At 44.4% G+C, this 19,189-nt stretch carries 12 protein-coding genes and 2 pseudogenes; 10 read left to right on the top strand and 4 right to left on the bottom strand.

Annotation, left to right across the window (positions count from 1 at the left end; translation table 11 throughout):
- Nucleotides 1–804: IS3 family transposase (locus ABC502_RS18325; protein ID WP_345916889.1), on the top strand; the 804-nt coding region annotated here is incomplete at its 5' end.
- A 20-nt stretch (nt 805–824) separates the two neighbouring features.
- Here ABC502_RS18325 and ABC502_RS18320 read toward each other — a convergent pair.
- Both ABC502_RS18320 and radC read right to left on the bottom strand, forming a co-directional pair.
- Nucleotides 825–1,004, bottom strand: a pseudogene (locus ABC502_RS18320) (site-specific integrase); the annotation flags it as partial.
- A gap of 157 nt (nt 1,005–1,161) precedes the next feature.
- On the bottom strand, nt 1,162–1,638 hold the full coding sequence (radC, locus tag ABC502_RS18315) for a DNA repair protein RadC (protein WP_091339406.1): 477 nt from the start codon (nt 1,636–1,638) through the stop codon (nt 1,162–1,164).
- A gap of 151 nt (nt 1,639–1,789) precedes the next feature.
- On the opposite strand from radC, the gene ABC502_RS18310 reads away from it, so the two are divergent.
- Both ABC502_RS18310 and ABC502_RS18305 read left to right on the top strand, forming a co-directional pair.
- A complete protein-coding gene (locus tag ABC502_RS18310) occupies nt 1,790–1,972 on the top strand; it encodes an AlpA family transcriptional regulator (protein WP_091339404.1) in 183 nt (60 codons plus the stop codon).
- A gap of 87 nt (nt 1,973–2,059) precedes the next feature.
- Nucleotides 2,060–4,105, top strand: coding sequence for a hypothetical protein (locus ABC502_RS18305; protein ID WP_345916888.1), 2,046 nt, complete (start codon nt 2,060–2,062; stop codon nt 4,103–4,105).
- A 251-nt stretch (nt 4,106–4,356) separates the two neighbouring features.
- Here ABC502_RS18305 and ABC502_RS18300 read toward each other — a convergent pair.
- A pseudogene (locus ABC502_RS18300) lies at nt 4,357–5,180 on the bottom strand (WYL domain-containing protein).
- Nucleotides 5,181–5,251: 71 nt separating this feature from the next.
- Between ABC502_RS18300 and ABC502_RS18295 the strand changes: the two are divergent.
- The 3 genes from ABC502_RS18295 (at nt 5,252) to ABC502_RS18285 (ending at nt 7,595) form a co-directional block, all read left to right on the top strand.
- The gene (locus ABC502_RS18295) at nt 5,252–5,434 is read left to right on the top strand and encodes an AlpA family transcriptional regulator (RefSeq protein ID WP_091339397.1); all 183 of its coding nucleotides are present in this window, start codon (nt 5,252–5,254) and stop codon (nt 5,432–5,434) included.
- A 122-nt stretch (nt 5,435–5,556) separates the two neighbouring features.
- Nucleotides 5,557–6,741: a hypothetical protein gene (locus tag ABC502_RS18290; protein WP_091339394.1), complete on the top strand. Its 1,185-nt coding sequence runs from the start codon at nt 5,557–5,559 to the stop codon at nt 6,739–6,741.
- A complete protein-coding gene (locus tag ABC502_RS18285; protein ID WP_091339392.1) occupies nt 6,741–7,595 on the top strand; it encodes a hypothetical protein in 855 nt (284 codons plus the stop codon). Before ABC502_RS18290 ends, ABC502_RS18285 begins: the two co-directional genes overlap by 1 nt.
- Nucleotides 7,596–7,608: 13 nt before the next feature.
- Here ABC502_RS18285 and ABC502_RS18280 read toward each other — a convergent pair whose 3' ends face one another.
- The gene (locus ABC502_RS18280; RefSeq protein WP_091339389.1) at nt 7,609–8,484 is read right to left on the bottom strand and encodes a WYL domain-containing protein; all 876 of its coding nucleotides are present in this window, start codon (nt 8,482–8,484) and stop codon (nt 7,609–7,611) included.
- Between the two features lie 226 nt (nt 8,485–8,710).
- Here ABC502_RS18280 and ABC502_RS18275 point away from each other — a divergent pair, with 226 nt between their 5' ends.
- The 4 genes from ABC502_RS18275 to ABC502_RS18260 all read left to right on the top strand — a co-directional run bounded on the left by ABC502_RS18275 (nt 8,711) and on the right by ABC502_RS18260 (nt 19,189).
- Nucleotides 8,711–12,268, top strand: a complete 3,558-nt coding sequence (locus ABC502_RS18275; RefSeq protein WP_345916887.1) for a hypothetical protein — start codon at nt 8,711–8,713, stop codon at nt 12,266–12,268.
- A 1-nt stretch (nt 12,269) separates the two neighbouring features.
- Nucleotides 12,270–14,333, top strand: a complete 2,064-nt coding sequence (locus ABC502_RS18270; protein WP_345916886.1) for a hypothetical protein — start codon at nt 12,270–12,272, stop codon at nt 14,331–14,333.
- Between the two features lie 296 nt (nt 14,334–14,629).
- Nucleotides 14,630–17,395 carry a DEAD/DEAH box helicase family protein gene (locus ABC502_RS18265; RefSeq protein WP_345916885.1) on the top strand — a complete coding sequence of 922 codons (2,766 nt, stop codon included), beginning with the start codon at nt 14,630–14,632 and terminating at the stop codon, nt 17,393–17,395.
- 12 nt (nt 17,396–17,407) lie between these two features.
- Complete coding sequence (locus tag ABC502_RS18260) at nt 17,408–19,189, top strand: restriction endonuclease subunit S (protein WP_345916884.1); 1,782 nt, start codon at nt 17,408–17,410, stop codon at nt 19,187–19,189.

The raw sequence follows: 19,189 nt of genomic DNA, 5'->3' as shown, positions 1-19,189 counted from the left end.
ACCCACTCCATTGCCATCAAGTTAGCGTGTGCCCTGTTTGGGATTAGCGAAACCTGTTATCGCTATCAGGCGAAACTGAGTGACGAGAACGCAAAAATTGCTGATTGGCTACTCCGTCTAACCGAGGTTCATCGCAATTGGGGCTTCGGTATGTGTTTTTACTTTTTACGCAACGTGAAACGCTTCAGTTGGAACCACAAGCGGGTGTTGAGGATTTATCGGGAGCTGGAGCTTAATTTACGGATAAAGCCTAAGAAGCGCTTAAAGCGCGAGAAACCAGACGCACTGGCCGTGCCTGAATCAATAAACGAGTGTTGGTCTATGGACTTCATGCATGACCAGCTTGAAGATGGTCGCAGCTTCAGGTTGCTGAACATCATTGACGATTTTAACCGTGAAGGTTTGGCGATTGAAGTCGACTTCTCGCTACCGGCTGAACGCGTCGTACGCACACTTAATCACGTTATTGAATGGCGAGGAAAACCCAGGCAGATCCTTAGTGACAATGGCCCGGAATACATCAGCGCTTTACTGGCTGAGTGGGCTGAAAAACATGATGTTGAACTGAAGTTTATTCAGCCTGGCAATCCACAGCAGAATGCGTATGTGGAGCGGTACAACCGCACCGTTCGCTACGAATGGTTAAACCAATATTTATTTAACAGTATTGCCGAGGTGCAAGATCATGCGACAGAATGGCTCTGGTTTTACAACAATGAACGACCAAACAAAGCCATTGGTGGCATACCACCGAAATTTAAAAAGGCTTTATTAACACAAGCTTCTACTTCTAACGTCCATTAAAAATGGGATGATTACCCAATCAGCAACAGGCGATCTTCGCAAACATCCGAAAAGCGGATTGATAACAGATCGGATATGCGAAGAGCCAGGTTTAAGCCAATATTCCAGACATCTGCTACTTGCTGGCTGTAATTACGCTCAAGTAGGTGACTGATCAGTTTCACCTTATCCAGGCTTTTGACTGCGTGAACTTCTGCCATCGTCAACTTCCTCTTTTAAATTAAAACTCCGTTTTGAGCACTTCAACCAAGTGCGTCGGTGTAACTTATTGATTTATAGCGATACCCAAGTTCCCAAAAGAGCAATTTGGGAACTTGGGATTTATGCCGCTAGAAAGTAGGTTTGGATGTGCGTTTGCTAGAGCAAACCACGTTCTGCAAACGAAACGGGAGTCTCACCTACGATGATGTGGTCCAGCACTTTCACATCGACAAGTGCTAACGCTTCTTTTAACCGTTGTGTGATGCGCCGATCTGCGGCCGAAGGTTCTGACACGCCCGAAGGGTGGTTATGGGCAAAAATAACCGCAGCAGCATTTTTCTCCAAAACCAGCTTTACCACTTCCCTGGGATAGACCGGTGCGGCATCAATTGTTCCGTAGAACAGCTCTCTGAACTCAATTAACCGATGTTGGTTATCAAGTAGCATCACTGCGAATACTTCACGGTCATGCTGGTTCATTTTGTAAGTAAGAAAGTCTTTGGTGGCTTGGGGGTTAGTAAACATATCTTTTCGCGCGTACTTCTTGGCTATCAGTGATGCCGCCTTATCCAAAACGGTTAGTGCAGCGACAGACCAGTTGACGACTTCAGCTGGGGTAGGTTTTGGTGCCATGGTGTATCTCCTCGTTTAATAGCTCTGCGTATGCATTGAGGTGATATAGGCCTAATATTTTTTCGATTTAGTTTGATGCGGTTAGTTGGTGAGATCCCAGTTAAGAAATACACAGGGTGCTCATGGTCTGAATGATTATGAGGACCTACCAATGAAACTAATGAAATTGAAAGCTGTAATGGATTGCACCGGATTGGCTCGCTCAACTATTTATAAATTTATCGCAGAAGACCGCTTTCCAAAGCCGGTAAAACTCGGCGCCAGAATGGTGGCGTGGGTGGAGAGTGAAATACAGGAGTGGATACAGGAGAAGGTATTAACTCGAGATAGCTAGTCAGAAAATAATTAAGCTTACTTTTGAAGTAAAGAAACTGACAACAGGCTACAACTCAAACTAAGACAAGCTAAAGGTCACTCCCAGTTGAATAGACTCGTTGGATTTCTAACAGATTTAGAGCTTAAATTATTTCAATTCAAATCCTTCGGCGATAATCTAACCTTTATCTACACCGAGAAGCTAGATGTTTATGTACGGATAGATTTCTTAAAAATGGAGCTTGTTATGATTACGTCGCCTGCTGAACTATGGAAATGCTTGTGCTCAAAAGCTGGATTGGAGTTGAAGCTTGGTAAAGGGAAGCCTGGTAGGGATGCTGACATTGAAGATGCTTTGAGATTAGCCCTCAACATCCCAGACAATGCCCTATCACTTGAGGCCTGGTTGCGAAATGATGCTGCATTACCTAATCCCACAGTAAGTACTGAAACGTTTCTTATCGAAGTGCTGAAAAGCCAAAGCGGTTTTGCACGAATGATGCAAGACATTTTGGATTTATTAATCGAGGCAAATGCTTTACAGGCATCGAATCAACTTAGTGTTGAATTTAAATTTGATGAGGTAAATGATCCAATTAAGGCAACGCTTGGGGAGTTTCGAGAAACTGTACAACGCACTCAAAGTGTTCTTGAAAAACGACCAAAATTACCTAAATCTGAAGTGATGTGGTCACTTTCTGGTACTTTAAGGAAATTTATTCCGAACTATCTTAGTAGCCGGCCGCCTGAAAATTTCCCTGCAGTGAGTCCAATTAAGAAAACAGGACATCAAAACGTAGACACACAACTACGCGCGATTACGGAGCTGGTATCCGCTTTTAGGGAGCTTTGGTTGAAGTATGGAGATACACGTCGCCAAGTAGGGCAGGCTGGTTGTTCAGAATTGTTAAGTGATGAAACTAGGAGTCAGTTAATTGCAGCCACCGATTTTTGGGATATCGGCGTTTTAGAAGGGGCTCGTGTACTATCAACACAGATAAACTCCGAAGAACTAACACCTGCAGATGTTTTCAACATGCTAAATACTGAACTAAGTAAAATTGAGTGGTCTCATATTTGGATAGAGAACACATTTAAAGAGCTGTTAGACATCTTGAATCTACCGGCTTGGCGTCGTCGGCACGAGCTTTATTCAGTTTGGGTTGGTACAAGGATGTTAGCTGTAATTCGAAGTGTCGTTTCAGATGTGCGTTTTCATCTTGTGGATAATGTGCTCTCATTCGCCTTCGGGGGGAGCCGTTTAGCAACATTTAATTGGAACAACAAACAGTACGATGTATGGGCTGAATTGCGTTCAGCGTTGGTGGGCCAGAGCTCTAAACGAAAGAAAGGTATACAGCCTGATTTTCGTGTATTGCAGGTTGATATCTCTAAATCTTCCGGATTGCAAACGACTTATGTGCTTGAATGCAAGCATTACTTAAATGCTAGTAAACAGAATTTCATACAAGCTGCAGCAGATTACGCCCGCAGTTGTCCTCAAGCTATCGTCCATCTTGTTAATCACGGGCCAGCAGATGAAAATACTTTGAGAGAAAACTTGTCTCCTGAACTTCAAGCGCGTACGAAATTCATTGGAGACGCAACGCCGTTAAAAGAGCTCTCAGAAAAGGTTGTAAGTGAATCAATCCGCAATGCTCTATTTCCTGGAGTTTCCCCGGAGTCAGATCTAGCAGAAACACAACCAGTTCAAACTTTAAGTAATGATTTAGAGGCAATTGGTCAAGGATTTGTTGGTTATATACAACTTGAGTGGGATGATACTCTCGATGACATGGACCTCTCCTTGCAAATGATAAGTTCAAGTGGACAGGTTATAAACACGGTTGATTTTCGGAACAGAGGTGCTGTTGATGCTTCACCTTTTTCTTGCTTTGATTGTGATGTGAGAACGGGACCAGGGAAAGAGCGTATTGATATCAGCCGTTGGTTATTCAGCCGCTATAAGGTGATAGCAACGAATTACTCAAGAACTGGTATGATGACTTCCGAGTCTTTGCGCTGCCAAATTGTCATTGGAGCCGAACGCATGCAGTTGCATTTTCCATCGAAGCTAAGTGAAACATCCATTGAATGGCATATTGCTGAGTTAGTTGTATGTAATGGCATTCCTACTGTGAAAGTACTCTAAACGGGAAGGTTCATGAAGTGAGCCTTTGTATTTTGCACTGTAGACAGCCTATTTTGGGCTGATTGACAGTTCAGACAAACAACAGTAATAAGCGTAATGCTCAGCTCAGGTGCGTCACGTTTATCATATTGAGTTACTCGCTCTAGGCTGAATTCTGCATTTTGATACTAGTGGTAATTGAATAAACGAATCAGTAAAGAGCGGCGAATACTACTAACCTGGCGGAAGCTACAACCCGGTAGCATTCAGAACTACTTACCGTAAGCATAAAACGTATGCCGTATAACCTCATCCAAATTCGCCACCATTATCTGTTGCGCCTCCGGGCGCGCTTCTTTTTTGGCCAGGTCCAGGTTAAGCGCCTGCACGGCGTAGGGTACTAGGGCAGAGCGTACTGGTACTACCCGCTTACCGTCGGTCATGTTGTAATCCTCGGCAATAATGGCTTTTTGATAGTCGCTTAACCTGGAATCTGGCATTAGCACGATGTCTATTTTGGTATTCCAGCGCTCGTCCTGATGTATAGTCATATCGGCATCGCCTTCGATGCCATTTATGCCGCGAAACCGACTAAGCACAAAATCACGATACTCCCGGTTCTTTTCACAGTAAGCACGCACGTGCCAGCGAAGTGGGGTACAAACCAGTGTGTTCGGGGCGATGATGCGGCTTTCTTCATCTGGGCTGGTGAGCGATACATAACCCATATCGATCTTTTTACCGTCTCACGCGGCCCGCACTAGTGCCCGCAGAATATCAGGGTTTATCTGACGTAGTGGCGGCGTTAGCATTTCAGTGTGGGCAAAGCCTAAATCGAGTTGGCTAAAGGTATGGGCAAAGTCTTTAATGCTTGCCAGTGCATGCAGGTATTCATCTGCCAGGCCGCTGGTAAGCTTGGGTGAAAAATCAGGTGCGGGTTTTACCCCTTAAGCTTACCGTCGTATATTAGGTTGCCGGGCGTGACATCGCGCAAATAGGCATTAATGTCCTTTGATGCCTGCTGGCGGGCAAAGCCAAAGCTATTACACAAATGGTTAGTGGTTAGCCGGCCTTCCCCTAATGTCGCTATCTCAATTAACCGGTACTAGCTTACAGTTAAAAATTACACAATAGGCACATGATCTAGACTAATATGAGGATCCGACCATGAAACTAAGGAAATTAAAAGCCGTTATGGAATGTACTGGCTTGGCGCGTTCAACCGTTTATAAGTTTATTGCTGAAGAGCGCTTTCCAAAGCCGGTGAAACTGGGTGTCCGGATGGTAGCGTGGGTGGAAGAGGAAATACTAAATTGGATACTGGAACGAATTAATGAGCGTGATTTGTAGACCGCATTGCATGCCATTATGCTGGTAGTGAATACAGTAAGGTTAATACTTGCGGTGTTGTGTGTATTTCGTGTTTAATGTTACTCTTTTGATAAAAGTTTCGCTGAAATGGAGTTCAAAAAATGAGCTGGATGCACACAGGCAAAGTTCAGGCTTTTAATTACAGTGGTTTAGATAAAAGTCTAGCACAGGAACACGGTATCCGTTTACCGTCGCAGTATCTAAACAATCACTGGCAATTGACGCATCAGGCACTGTTGATGCTTGCCAGCCTGAATGATTACGATCAGCAGCAGGTGATGAAAGAGATTGACTATATCACCCGCTTCCCCAATTCTACTTATTCGACAAAGCACAGCCTGAACCCTTTTCGCCGTATCTATCGCACGCGTTATCCATTTCGCAGTTATCATTACTTGTTGGAGTACAAAACAAACGGAGCCGGCCAGGTTGTTATTGATGACATTTACTTCGACAGAAATGTGCTGGGTACCAAAAACAATATCGCCAATGAGAGAACCACACTGTACAACGTTAGCCGTGAAAGCAATGCCAACTATAATGGCCCAACACCCAGCGATGGCATTAAAACGCTTACCGGTGCTTGGATAGCCCGAGAAGCCGTGCCTCATGTACAGACTGAGCATGCCGCTGTTAATGGCATGCAAAATGAGCTTAATAAAGCTGCCTGGTTAATGGGCGTACATGCACAGGCTGCTTATAGCGCAGATGGCATTGCAGGCTACACGCTATTTCATAACCCAAGCGATGGCTGGAAGTTAGACCTTGCCGAATGCATGTTTGATAAACTAAGCAGAACCAAATCGCACAACGCCCAGCACCTAGCGGCGATACTGTCGCATGCTCAAAAAAGTGGTAAAGCCATAAAGTGGGTAGCACACAGCCAGGGCGCGATTATCTTTAATGCGGCGTTACTGCATTATCGGGCAAACTATGGCGGCAGGTTAACGACCCAGCAATTGGCTCTGCATGGTAGTGGCGCAAATGTCGAAAGGTTATCGCAACTGGCCGCTGGGCTGGGGATGAAAATAGTAGCTGTTAGGAATAACCCGTTTGATTTAGTACCTAACCTAGCCGGCGGTAATGATTTATCGGCCAGTAGCTTATGCCGTAGCATAAAGTTTTGTGGCCTTGTGTTTGGCAAAGATTCTGAACCTGGTGTTAGCCCACATACGTTACCGTATCTGGGTATTGAAACTTACAAAGAGCAATTACGAATGTTTGGCAACCATAAAAAGGCGGCGCAGGTGCAGCGTTATATCAACAAACATGTTGGTAAGAGCTGATGCAGTTACTCAAAAATTGGTGGCAGGGTTTTGCTGGCGGTCCGGATTTTAACAAACTGCATAAACTCACGCTCAGGCTGGAGGAATACCGGCTGGAGTTGATGCTGCCTTACTCAAACATTGCCTCGTACGAGCAACCCAAACAGATTAATTTTCCATTCCGGGCACAAGGCTGGTTTGAAGCAAATGCAGAGCAAGACTGGCATCATTATGGTGTTCATGTTCATACCGAAGGCTGGTGTTATCTGGCACCTATCATAAGGTTCGACGGCGGCGAGTATGGTGTGCTTTGGCTGCAACTGAAAATCAAAAAAGTACCTGATGCCGTTAATGCATTAAACAGAAATGAGTTAGCGCAGCATGTAACCGATGAATACGATGCGCACTACAACTCCGAAGTTATTGGCCCAGAAGGCAACGGCCAGGGCTTGGGATGGAATACGCAACAAAGAAAGAAACTGGAAGCAGAAGCGGAAGATGCCGCATCACGCGGGGCTACTGGCCGAAAAGACCGGTTGGAAGAGCATGCTCGCTTGCAAATTCAGAGTTTCGGTTTTCCACCGTTAAAGCCGGCACAAGTTATCTCGATGCATGGGTTTGATTGGGTGTTTTATCAGGAACGAAGGGGGGAGAGCATTACCCGAACAGATCACTACTGCTTGCCGCTGGATAAGCGTTACTACTTGGCGCTGAGCTTTAAGCATCAGGTTGATGTCTCAAGCGAAAAGTCCTGGCAACGGCATGCCGAGAAAGCCCAGCTTAATATCGTTAAAAGTCTACGGCTGCATGTTGGACCTGAGTTGGACACTGCAATGATTCAAGACAAGCAAAGCAGTGGGTTAAATTTAAGTTAGTACAAACTCTTGCTCAGAACGCATGCAGTTTAACTTCTTCCAGGTTTGCCACCATGATCTGCTGAGCTTCTGGGCGCGCTTCTATTTTTGCCAGATCCAGATTTAAGGCCTGTACTGCATAAGGCACCAGGGCAGAGCGTACCGAGATAACCCGTTTGCCGCCAACCATATTGTAATCTTCAGCAATAATGGCTTTTTGATAGGCGCTTAATCTGGAATCAGGCACTAATACGATATCGACTTTGTTATTCCAGCGCTCATCCTGCTCTTTTGTCATCTCGGCATCACCCTCGATGCCGTTTATGCCGCGAAAACGGCTTAACACAAAATCCCTAAAGTCGCGGTTTTTTTCGCAATATGCTCGCATATGCCAACGAAGTGGCGTACACACCAGCGTATGTGGCGCAATAATGCGGCTCTCCTCATCGGGTGAAGTCAGTGATACATAGCTCATGTCAATTTTATTGCCATCTCGTGCGGCTTGCACCAATGCACGAAGAATATCAGGGTTCACCTGCCGAAGTGGAGGCGTTAGCATTTCAGTATGGGCAAAGCCTAAGTCCAGCTGACTAAAAGTGTGAGTGAAATCTTTGATACTAGCCAATGCATGCAGGTACTCATCTGTAAGGCCGCTGGTTACTTTAGGCGTAAAGTTATCAGACGGCTTGTAGCCTTTTAGTTTGCTATCGTACACCAGATTACCAGGCCCAACATCGCGTTTGTAGGCATTGATATCTTTCGATGCCTGTTGGCGAGCAATGCCAAAGCTGTTGCAAAGATGGTTCGTAGTTAAGCGGCCTTCCCAAAGTGCGACAATTTCAATCAGCCTGTAACGCATCAGCAGCTCCCAGCGGATTGGCCAGCCAATATTGCTATTCTGTTTCGGCATCAGAAAACCTGTATTGTTTGCAAGCATATAAGTCGATACTCTCGAGTCTTTGGCAAAAGTGTAGCAATAAAAGATGATTTTTTTCAGATATTTAATATTCTGCGTTATTACTGAGTATGAATATGTGTATGTTAACCGTACACTGTTTGGGTATACAGTCTGGCGGGATTTATTAAAAAGCGTATTCTGCAGTAAGTAAAAACTTTACCGATCACAGGAACTCACTATGGACTTCAAGGCGATAAAAGCATCACTGTGTGATCAGAATCCACTGTGCACTCTGGTGAATGAACTTTTGTTGTCACCTTATCTGCACGACCAACAGTGCGACCAGGGTGCATTTTTTCCGTTACCGTTTCAGACTGGCATCGGTAAGACATACTCAGCACTAAAACTAATTCTCTGGGATATGGTCTGGCAAGATAAACAAGATGCAGAAAAGCGGCCGGTAATTTTCATTACTGACTCTATAGATAATGTCAAAAGTGCCTTTGCTGAAATTAATAAGCATATTGATTCTGAAAACAGTTTATCTGCAGATGAAAAGAGTATTCTTCGAGATCGTATCGTTTATCTTCCCAGTCAGAAAAATCAGTTACTTGATACGGCACCATCAGACATTGAGAAAATACTGCAGCTTTTTGACTTGCAAAACTCTGAGCTATTTAATGATTGGAGAGAAATTCATGCTCTGCGGGATTTGGCTGGCCATCATCCTAACGAAGCTATAAACAGCAGCGTAAATAAATACGCTCAGCAATTTTATTCAAAATTGGTGCGGTATATTCAGACTGTGCAGCAATCTGACGCACCAGTGCGGCTCAATGAAAGCCAGCAGTGCTTACTTGAGAGGTTGATACCTGGCGAAAGAGTTGTGTCAGGTAAAGCTCATGTCATGTTTATGACAACAAAAAAGTATCTGAAAGGCATCGATACAGTAAAAGGAAAGTATCGGCCGTTAAGAGAGTTAAATCGACAATGGCTAATCATTGATGAGGTCGATAAGCAAAACTCAGAAATTCTCTCCGAGTTGCTCAACAACAAAGCAGAAGATCTGTTGCAAGTCATCCGCACTCTGTTGTCCAACTTCCAGGTATTTAAATTAGAAAACTCGGAACGGTACCGTGGTGTTGATGACGTTTTTGACGAAGTCAGACAAAAACTCAATGAGTTTCAAAGAAAATGGCGAATGGAATTCGCGTTTAATACTTCGGGCAAAACCTTAGCCGACTCTCCGGTGAGGCTATTTTCCGACCGACTGACAGTGCACTCAATATTCCATCGGAAAGCGCAGGAATACGAAGCCTTGGCCAGTAATACCACCAATACTCTGGCTTTGGAGCGCAATGAGGTATTACAGAAAAATCTTATATCTGTTGTACCAAAGGAAGATTTAAACGATGAAATTTCAAATGATTTATTGCAGTTTTTAAATGATGCAGACCACATATATCAACGCTTTTTGCAAAGTATGATGCTTGCGGTTTCGCGCTATCAGCAAAACCTTGGTGCACTCACAAAGGACAATGCGACTAGAAACTCTCTGCTGCAAGATGCCGTTTTATCCATTCTTGAGCATTACAACCTAAGCCAATTTAGTGACGCTGTTTTCAATGCGTTTGACACTCATCGCTTAAATATGAAAAACAAACAAAAGCTGGCATCTGGCCGCAGCTATCACACTAAAGGCTTTAAGAGTATCGACATCAGCCAAAATGCAGGCGTGCGAGATACGGTTAGTTGCTATTTAAACGGTTTGAGTATAACACCGACTGGGCTACTGGCAATGATGGTTGAGGAGGGGGCCGTTATTCTGGGTATTAGTGCTACCGCAACGGCAAGAACCGTAATTCATAACTTTGATATGGAATATTTAAGAGCGCGCTTAAAGCACAATTTTATTGATTTAGAGCCACAGCACCGAAAATTTATTGGTGACTACTATCAAAGCCGGCGCAATTACCAACGAGAGAGTGTCACGGTTGATGTTAGCTTTAACTATGCCGACGACAATTTTTTGCTAGCCGAGGCAGAGGGGAGCAACTCCAGAGCTCGCTCGTTGTATTTAGATAACCTTATGCCTGATCCTGACGACGGGAGTGCTTATTTTAGAAGTTGGGTGGCAAAGCTGCTGCGTGCCATTCATCAGTTCGTTGGACTGCCTGATAATCGCTATATGCTCGCTTTACTTAATCGGACAATAGATGAAAATACCTACCCCGCCTTGATGAGTTTTATTCAACACAGTGTCAGCAAATTTGCGAAGGAGAAAGGCACTAAAGTCCAAATATTCTTTGGTGTAAATGCGGCAGCCATGCACAAAGGCCGTTATGAAGAAGTTTTAGCTGCACTTAGTAAAACTGCAGATAAAGTTGTGGTAATTTCGACTTATAAATCAATGGGAGCAGGCAAAAACCCAGACTACCTTGTAGAGGATAAGCTGCTGGCTTCAAAGCTTAAATATACTGGTTTGGAGCAGCTTAACGGTGCTAAGGTCAAGTCAGATATTGACACTATTTTTCTGGAGAAGCCGACCAGACTGCTTGAATCTGACGTGGATTTTAAACTAAGGCAGCTAAAACTGTTGCATCAATTTATGTCGTTAAAAGCCGCCGGCGACTTATCCCACAACGCTACAAAAAAACTTTGCAATGATGTGTTGCGCGGTGAGAAAGATCCTCGATTACTTCAAGAATATTACAAGCTTGAGGATTACCAGTGGGCAAGTCGAAAGTATATAGAGCAAGCTGTTGGTCGAATGGCGCGTACTGAGTTTAAGCAAAAATCTATTCACATCTATGCAGATGCTAAACTGATACAGCTATTGTCTGCTGACCCTCGTCAGCACGAACTTTTATCGCATGAATATGTTGCTATAGTGCAAAAGGCCAAACTGGCATCGCAGCCTTCGGCCAGTAGCTTTGTAGAGCAGCGGCTACTCAATATTGCCCGGAACAACAATATCGATGCTGGCCTGATGATCTCAGGCTTGCTAGCTCGCTTGTTTAAATCTGATCGAGTACTGCCATCAGACGTTAGCGCTTGGCAAGCTATACGCGAGCAGCTATTAAAGCATCCGGTGTTACCGGTTCAAGATGCAACTTGGCCTACCTTATACCTGCAGCTTCCAGAGAATTCGCCACTTCCGCAGTATAGATATGACGGTGACCCGGATGGTAACCTGGAAAACTATCGTTTTTTTGACGAAGTTAGTTCAGGTAAAGTCGTCAGTTATGAAAATACGCCTTTGCCGGTACTGAGTCTGAATACTCATATCCGACAGAGCTTTTTAGCGCAGGGGTACCAGCTGAATTGGCCGGAAGAAGGTTGGGTGATGGTGCCGTATCTGTTCACGAATGTGTATTTGCCCGCAATCGCTGAACAAGCTGTAAAGGCGGTGCTCATTGGGGCAGGGTTCAATTGGCAAGAGATGCCGGCAGCTTATTTTGAGTGTTTGGATGCGTTGCTGGAAAAAGGTGACTGTAGCCTTGGCTTAGATGTGAAATTCTGGTCTGTTGACCAAGTGCCGACTCCCCGCACAATTGGCAAACTTAAAGAATTACACCTGCAGGGGCTTTGCAATCAGTTTGTCTACATCAACCTTTTTGCGCAGGGCAAAAGCAGAATACGTTATCTCGACCTCGATTTCAGGCAATGCTCAAGCCAGCAAGCAAAGATACTGGAAATCTCAGGCCTTATTGATAGCGCATCTGCAGTGGTTTGCAGTGATGCATTAAAAGCGTTGACGCTTTGGTGTTTAAACAGCGAGTGTACGGAGAGCTAAAATGGCGAAAATAACCCCTTCAGGCATTCCGGTGCTCACAACTTATATTGCGGCAACTCAGTTTGATATGCCGGCGTTGGCGAAGCAGTACGACATTTACTCTATCAGTTATCAGCATGCTGCAGACAAACAAGAAAAAGCTGAGATTAAACGGACAATCCCAAGCTTGTTGTATAAAACCGGCTGCGTTTTATCAATGGTCGATGACTACTACAGCAAGCGATATTACGTGCTCTTGCCACTACAGCATAATTTCAGTTTTGATGATCCAAGAGTAAGTGTTAAAAGAGTGCGTTTTGAATATACGCCGACGTACATTTTGGACAAGTTATTACTCCGGGCCTTGGCGCGTAAATCAACTCAGGCAAATGCCGCACTTGGCCGGTTTGAACAGAACGGACTTTATTACCTGGTAAATTTCAAGAAATCCCGAAAAGCTAAAATTACTAATAAAAAACTCATCGCAGTCGAGATCGATATTGACGCCGATTGGTCAGGAAGAACGGATAGTGGAGAAGTACCACGTTGCCTGATAGCAAAGGTAGTCACTTTTACTCCTGTTGAGGAATTACAAGACGCTTCGGGTAAGCTATACGCCGAATATGCAATGGAACCGAGATACGCGCTTGACTTAAATTCCGCGATGGTTAGTAAAAGTGTCAAAGGGGAATACATTAAAGTAGCAGCCAGTAAATTTAAAAACAGGGTAGCGGCTATTGAGTTAAAAGAGTTGGATTTAGAGCTATTTGAGCGTACAAAAACCGGGGTTATCAGCCAGTGTCTTGACGATATCAAAACTGTATACGGTGATACGTTCTGCGTAGCGCTGAAATCTTTTCCGTCGCATCTGGAATTGTTACCCAAGGGAAATGAGATAAAAAAACACTATGCAGTGATAACCGGGCGATTGTTACAACACCCTATTTTCTTGATAAACACTACCAACGATGAGCAGGCCGAACAGCGTTTGTTGCATCAGTTAATTACTGATGGTTACTCCGTAAGTTGTGCGGCCGAGCCCGAGCAGGATAATCTGAATTTATTGATAACTCACCACAAAGATACGTATGCCAGAGGGCAAGACCCCTATTTGCAAGTTAAGCAAGCTAACCCAGGCGTTATCATTCAAAACTGCACAATTGAAAACCTGATAGATGCCAAGGGGCATCTATCTTCACATGTTTACGAAGTGCTGTTAAAAGAGCTGTTCGTAAAGTTAGAGCTAAGTACAAAACAGATTTTAATCGACAACATGCCTGACGCCTTAGGCGCAACATACATTATTGCCCAGCGTGTTGGCGTTGCAGAAATTAGGTATTACACGTTACAAATCGATAATGCCAGACTACATTTTGGCAGGCTGTCAGATGTTGAAGCAGGTGCTTTAAATCAATTAATTAATCCGCATCATAGCAAGATGTTTAATGGTAGTAATTGGCAGCTAAAGCCGCTTATGTATTGGCCAGAACAGCAGGAGTATCTGTTTATCACAGATACACCTGCTGTTCCTTTAGCCGATATCAATGCGATTCTGCCGATCTTGGTTAGCGTAGAGCAGAGTAATGGTAAGGCGATACCCAAAGCGCTAATAGAGCAGTTTTGTCTGCAATTCCCGGGCAATGCGGCAGGTATGCTATTACTGCATTACCTTGCTACAAATACAGAAGTCGGTGCTATTAAGGTTGCCGATGCAAAGATGGTGCTTAAAGAGGATAAAAGCTTAAAGCGCAGCGAGGCAAAAGAGCAACTAAATCAATGGTTACAGAACTATGGTATTACACTGTGGCAATCTGTCAAAAAACGCCAGGACGGCTTTTTGCAAGCGCACCATGGCCTTAGGGTATTCGCTGAACATCGCATGTACTTTTCTGCTAATGTGCAGTCGGTTAAAGCCAGTTATGGCAACTTCAGCCGTTTATACCGGCTGTGTGGCAATGTAGCGGATGTTCCGACAAAGTTTTACGAACTGCTAACTCCATCACATATCCGGCATAAACAATATTCGGTATTGCCGTACCCATTCAAGTATCTGCGGGAGGAGATTGGAAGGTTAGAGCTAACATAGGACATCATAAGAAGCTAATTGAACATGATAAGACCGTATAGATAAAGGCGAACTCATTCATTAAAAGCTGATGTGCCTGTTTAGGGTTTAGCGAAGGTTTTAAAATATCTCTCTTACAAGTATATTGAGTTTGAGCGCAGTATGTCGAAAAGGCCCTGTTGCTGCCAACAGGGCTCTTTTCTCGGACAAGTGCCGAAATGCTCGCTTGATTCGTTTTGCTTTACGCATTGAACGTCGTTCGTTGCTTAATTAACTGATGGCCTACAATGACAAATAACTTGCTTGTAAGGTTAGGTATGAATAGCTCGTTAAAACCCGAAGATTTAGCTCGCGTTACGATCGATAAAAAATTAACTGATGCAGGCTGGCTAGTTCAAGACAAAAAGCGCATGAATCTTTTCGCCGCCAAAGAGGGCGTGCACGGCGTTGCCATTCGGGAAATGGATACTACAACCGGGCCAGTTGATTACATGCTGTTTATCGCAGGCAAAGCCTGTGGCGTGATCGAAGCCAAGAAAGATGGCGTTTCGCTGGGCGGTGTCGCCGAACAAAGCGGGCGTTATAGCGTTTCCAAATCCGCATTTACTCAGCGTTGGATGGATGAGCTTCCGTTTACGTATGAAGCCACCAGCGCAGAAATTCGTTTTTGCGACTACCGCGACCCTAAAGCGCGAAGCCGCGCCGTGTTTCATTTTCATAAACCCGAAACTTTAAAGAAGTGGCTGGAGGAAGAAAAAACACTTCGCGCCCGATTCCATGATCTACCTGAGCTTAATACGAATGGCCTGCGCGACTGCCAGATTGAAGCCATTTCCGGCATCGAAAAGTCGTTAAAGCTAAATGAACCTCGTGCCTTACTGCAAATGGCTACAGGTTCAGGTAAAACCTTTACTGCCGTTACCCAAATCTTCCGCCTTGCCCATTATGCCAAAACAAAGCGGGTGTTGTTTTTAGTCGATCGGGGCAATTTAGGCCGTCAGGCCAAAAAGGAATTTGAACAGTACGATACCCCTGTTGATGGCCGAAAATTCACTTCGCATTACAACGTGAACATCCTTGGCACAACTGGCGTGGCCGACACAACAAAGGTGACCATATCAACAATTCAGCGCTTATATTCGCAGTTAAGCGGCGTTGAGTTGGATGATGATGCTGACGAACGTTCAGGGTATGAGATAGAAGAAACATCGCTTTCCAGTGCACCAAGAGCAGTGAGTTATAACCCCGAAATACCAATAGAAGCCTTTGATTTAGTTATTATCGATGAGTGCCATAGATCAATTTATAACCTATGGCGGCAAGTTATCGAGTACTTTGATGCTTTTATTATTGGCCTTACCGCAACCCCTACTAAAAAGACCATAGGTTTTTTCAATCAAAACTTAGTATCAGAATACACCCATGAAAAAGCAGTCATCGATAAGGTGAATGTCGGTTATGACATTTACCGTATTAAAACGAAAAAAACTGAACAGGGTGATCTGATTGAGGCGGGTACCGCTGTACAAGTGCGAGACCGCCTTACCAAAAAGCAACGCCAGGAAGTGCTGGACCAAGATCAGGCCTATAGCAAAACCCAGTTAGACCGCAGCGTGATTGCCCCTAACCAAATCCGAACCGTATTAACGGCCTTTAAGGAACGCTGCTTGCCGGAGTGTTTCTCCGAACGCTCTTGGGTACCCAAAACCCTGATCTTTGCTAAAGATGATGATCATGCTGATCGTATCGTCGATAAAGTGCGCGAGGTATTTAACGAGGGCAACAGCTTCTGCAAAAAAATCACCTATCGCGTGGGGAAAAAAGCGGCAGAAGACACCATAGCAGAGTTTCGTACCAGCCCCAGGCTGCGCGTTGCCGTTACGGTAGATATGATCGCGACCGGCACCGATATTAAACCGCTTGAGTGTCTCATTTTTATGCGCGATGTGCGCAGTCAGGCCTACTACGAGCAAATGAAAGGCCGGGGCACCCGGGTGATCGACATCGACTCGCTACACCAGGTTACGCCTGACGCCAAAGCTAAAACCCGATTTGTACTGGTGGATGCCGTTGGTGTAACTGAAAGTGACAAAACAGAAAGTAAGGCGATGGAGAAAAAACCATCGGTTTCAACCGAAAAACTGATGGAACAAATAGCCAGAGGTGATCGTTCGGCTGATACGCTGCAAAGCCTGGGTAACCGGCTGGTTCGTTTAGATCTCACCTTAGACGAAAAACAGCGTGCTATGTTAAGTGAACTGATGGGCAAGCCATTGGCGTTAGTTGCAGGCGAGCTGATCCGTGCAACCAACGAAGAGCACCTCGAGCAACTGGCAAAAATTCAGTTTGGCACCGATGCACCCACACAAGAGCAACGCGACGAAGTGTACACACCCATTGCCGAAGCTGCTGTAAAACCGTTTCATAATCCGGATGTACGGGAAACTATTGAAAAAGTACGGCGAGAAACCGACCAAATTATCGACGATTCTGCCGACGAGTTGCAGGATGCAGGTTTTGATGCCGAAAAAGCCCTGCACATTATTAAAAGCTTTAAGCAGTTTATTGCCGATAATAAAGCAGAACTGAGCGCAATTGAGCTAATTTACAGCAAACCCTACCAACAGCGGCATTTAAGTTACGAACAAATCGAAGGATTAGCTGAAAATATTCAGGCACCACCGTACAATATCGCCCCTATCGAGGTGTGGAAGGCTTACCAACAGCTGGAAACAGCGAAGGTCAAAGGTCTACCTCCTGCAACGTTGTTAACCAACATTGTTAGCTTAATTTCCTACGCGACGGGGCTAAAAGATATACTAGAGCCGTTTCCTGAAGTAGTAGAGCGCAAGTTTAACGCCTGGGTGCAGCAGCAACAGCATTCGGGTACCGAATTTACTCCAGCACAGCTGGAGTGGCTTAATTTAATTAAGCAGCAAATTGCCCAAAACGCAGAAATGATGATGGCTGACTTTGATTACGCCCCGTTCAACCAGCAGGGAGGGGTTCTTAAAGCCAAACAATTGTTTGGCGACAAGCTTGGTCAGATGGTAAATGAATTAAATGGCTATTTAATAGCCTAATTAGAGATTGATGTGACACGATCTAAGCCAATAGAAATTAGTAGCTCCGACTTGCCTGAAGGCTGGTGTGTATCGAGTATTGGTGAGATCTCTTTGTATATTCAAAGAGGAAAATCACCTGTTTACACTGAAAAATCAGATTTGCCAGTTGTAAATCAGAAATGTGTTAGATGGGATGGCATTGATAGAGACCATTTGAAATTTATACATCCAGATCAGTTTGATAAATGGTCATCTGAGCGGTTTTTAGTTAATGGCGACATACTGTGGAATAGCACAGGAACAGGTACGATTGGGCGGGCGGCTTTAGTACAGTTATCAAATGATGAAAGAATAGTAGCTGACAGTCATATAACAATCGTTAGACCTTCAACTAATGTAACGGCTAAATATGTCCATTATTGGATTATGAGTTCAGCCGTTCAAAATAGTATTGGGGTAATCCAATCAGGTTCGACAAATCAGGTCGAATTAAGTAAAAGTGCAGTCGAAAGTACGCCAATACCGTTAGCTCCATTAGAACAGCAAAAACTAATTGTTTCTAAAATTGAAGAGCTTTTTTCCCATATCGATGCCGGTATTGAGGGCTTAAAGCAGACCAAAACAAAATTACAGCAATACCGACAGTCGGTATTAAAAGATGCTGTCACCGGCAAACTAACTGAAAAATGGCGTGAGCAAAATGCTGGCAAGCTCGACCCTGCCGATAAATTGCTGGAGCGAATTCTCACTGAGCGACGTGAGAACTGGGAGCAGGAACAGCTAAAAGCCTTTGCTACAAAAGGTAGTTTGCCAAAAGGCGACGGGTGGAAAGAAAAGTATAAAGTACCTCCTGTCGCGGACGTTAGTCTGTTACCAGAACTGCCGACGCAGTGGGTTTGGTCCACAATTACTCAGTTAGGTGAGTTAAACCGTGGTAAATCTAAACATCGTCCTCGAAATGATCCTGTTTTGTACGGTGGTAGTTATCCTTTCATTCAAACTGGGGACGTTAGAGCGGCTGACGGAGTATTAAAAACCTATACGCAAACATACTCAGAAAAGGGATTAGCGCAAAGCCGGTTATGGCCTAAAGGCACTCTGTGTATCACTATTGCAGCGAATATTGCTGAAACAGCGATATTGGGTATCGATGCATGCTTTCCTGACAGTATCGTCGGATTTATTCCGCACGATAAACTGGTTTCTGTCGAGTATATCGAGTTCTTTTTTAGAACAGCTAAACAAAACCTTGATCGTTATGCACCTGCAACAGCTCAAAAGAATATAAACCTTGAAATACTGAAGTCTGTTGCAGTGCCCTTGATGTCGGTAGCTGAACAGCAAGCTTTAGTATTAGCAGTAAGCGAAAAGCTTGATGCTGCTAATAGAGCTGAGAACTTAATAAACTCGAAAATTAAATATTCAGCAGCGTTAAAAGCTTCGATTCTAACGAAGGCCTTTTCTGGTGGATTGGTACCGAATGAGAGTGCGCAAAGCGCATTAGAGCTTTTGGAAAAAATTAACGCAGAAAAGCAGCAGCTAGTGAAAGAAGCAAAAGGCAAACCTAAAAAGGAGAAGAAAGTGACCAAAGGGCGTAAGTCATTAGAGTCAGTGCTTAAGACTATTAAAGAACCCGTATCTCCTGAAGAATTAATGCAGTTAGCCGAGTTTTCGCTTGAAGAGGTCGAGGAATTTTATATCGAACTGGCTATGCTTTCCGACCGACTTGAAAAAGTTACTCCGACTAAGGAACAGTTAAAAAGCTGGCCATACGAGAAAGACGCTAGCTTAAAGTTAAAACTAAAGGATTAG

It is taken from the genome of Alkalimonas sp. NCh-2, from assembly GCF_039631345.1.
Taxonomy (GTDB): Bacteria; Pseudomonadota; Gammaproteobacteria; order Enterobacterales; family Alteromonadaceae; genus Alkalimonas; species Alkalimonas mucilaginosa.
This window is presented reverse-complemented; position numbering and strand designations above follow the sequence as displayed.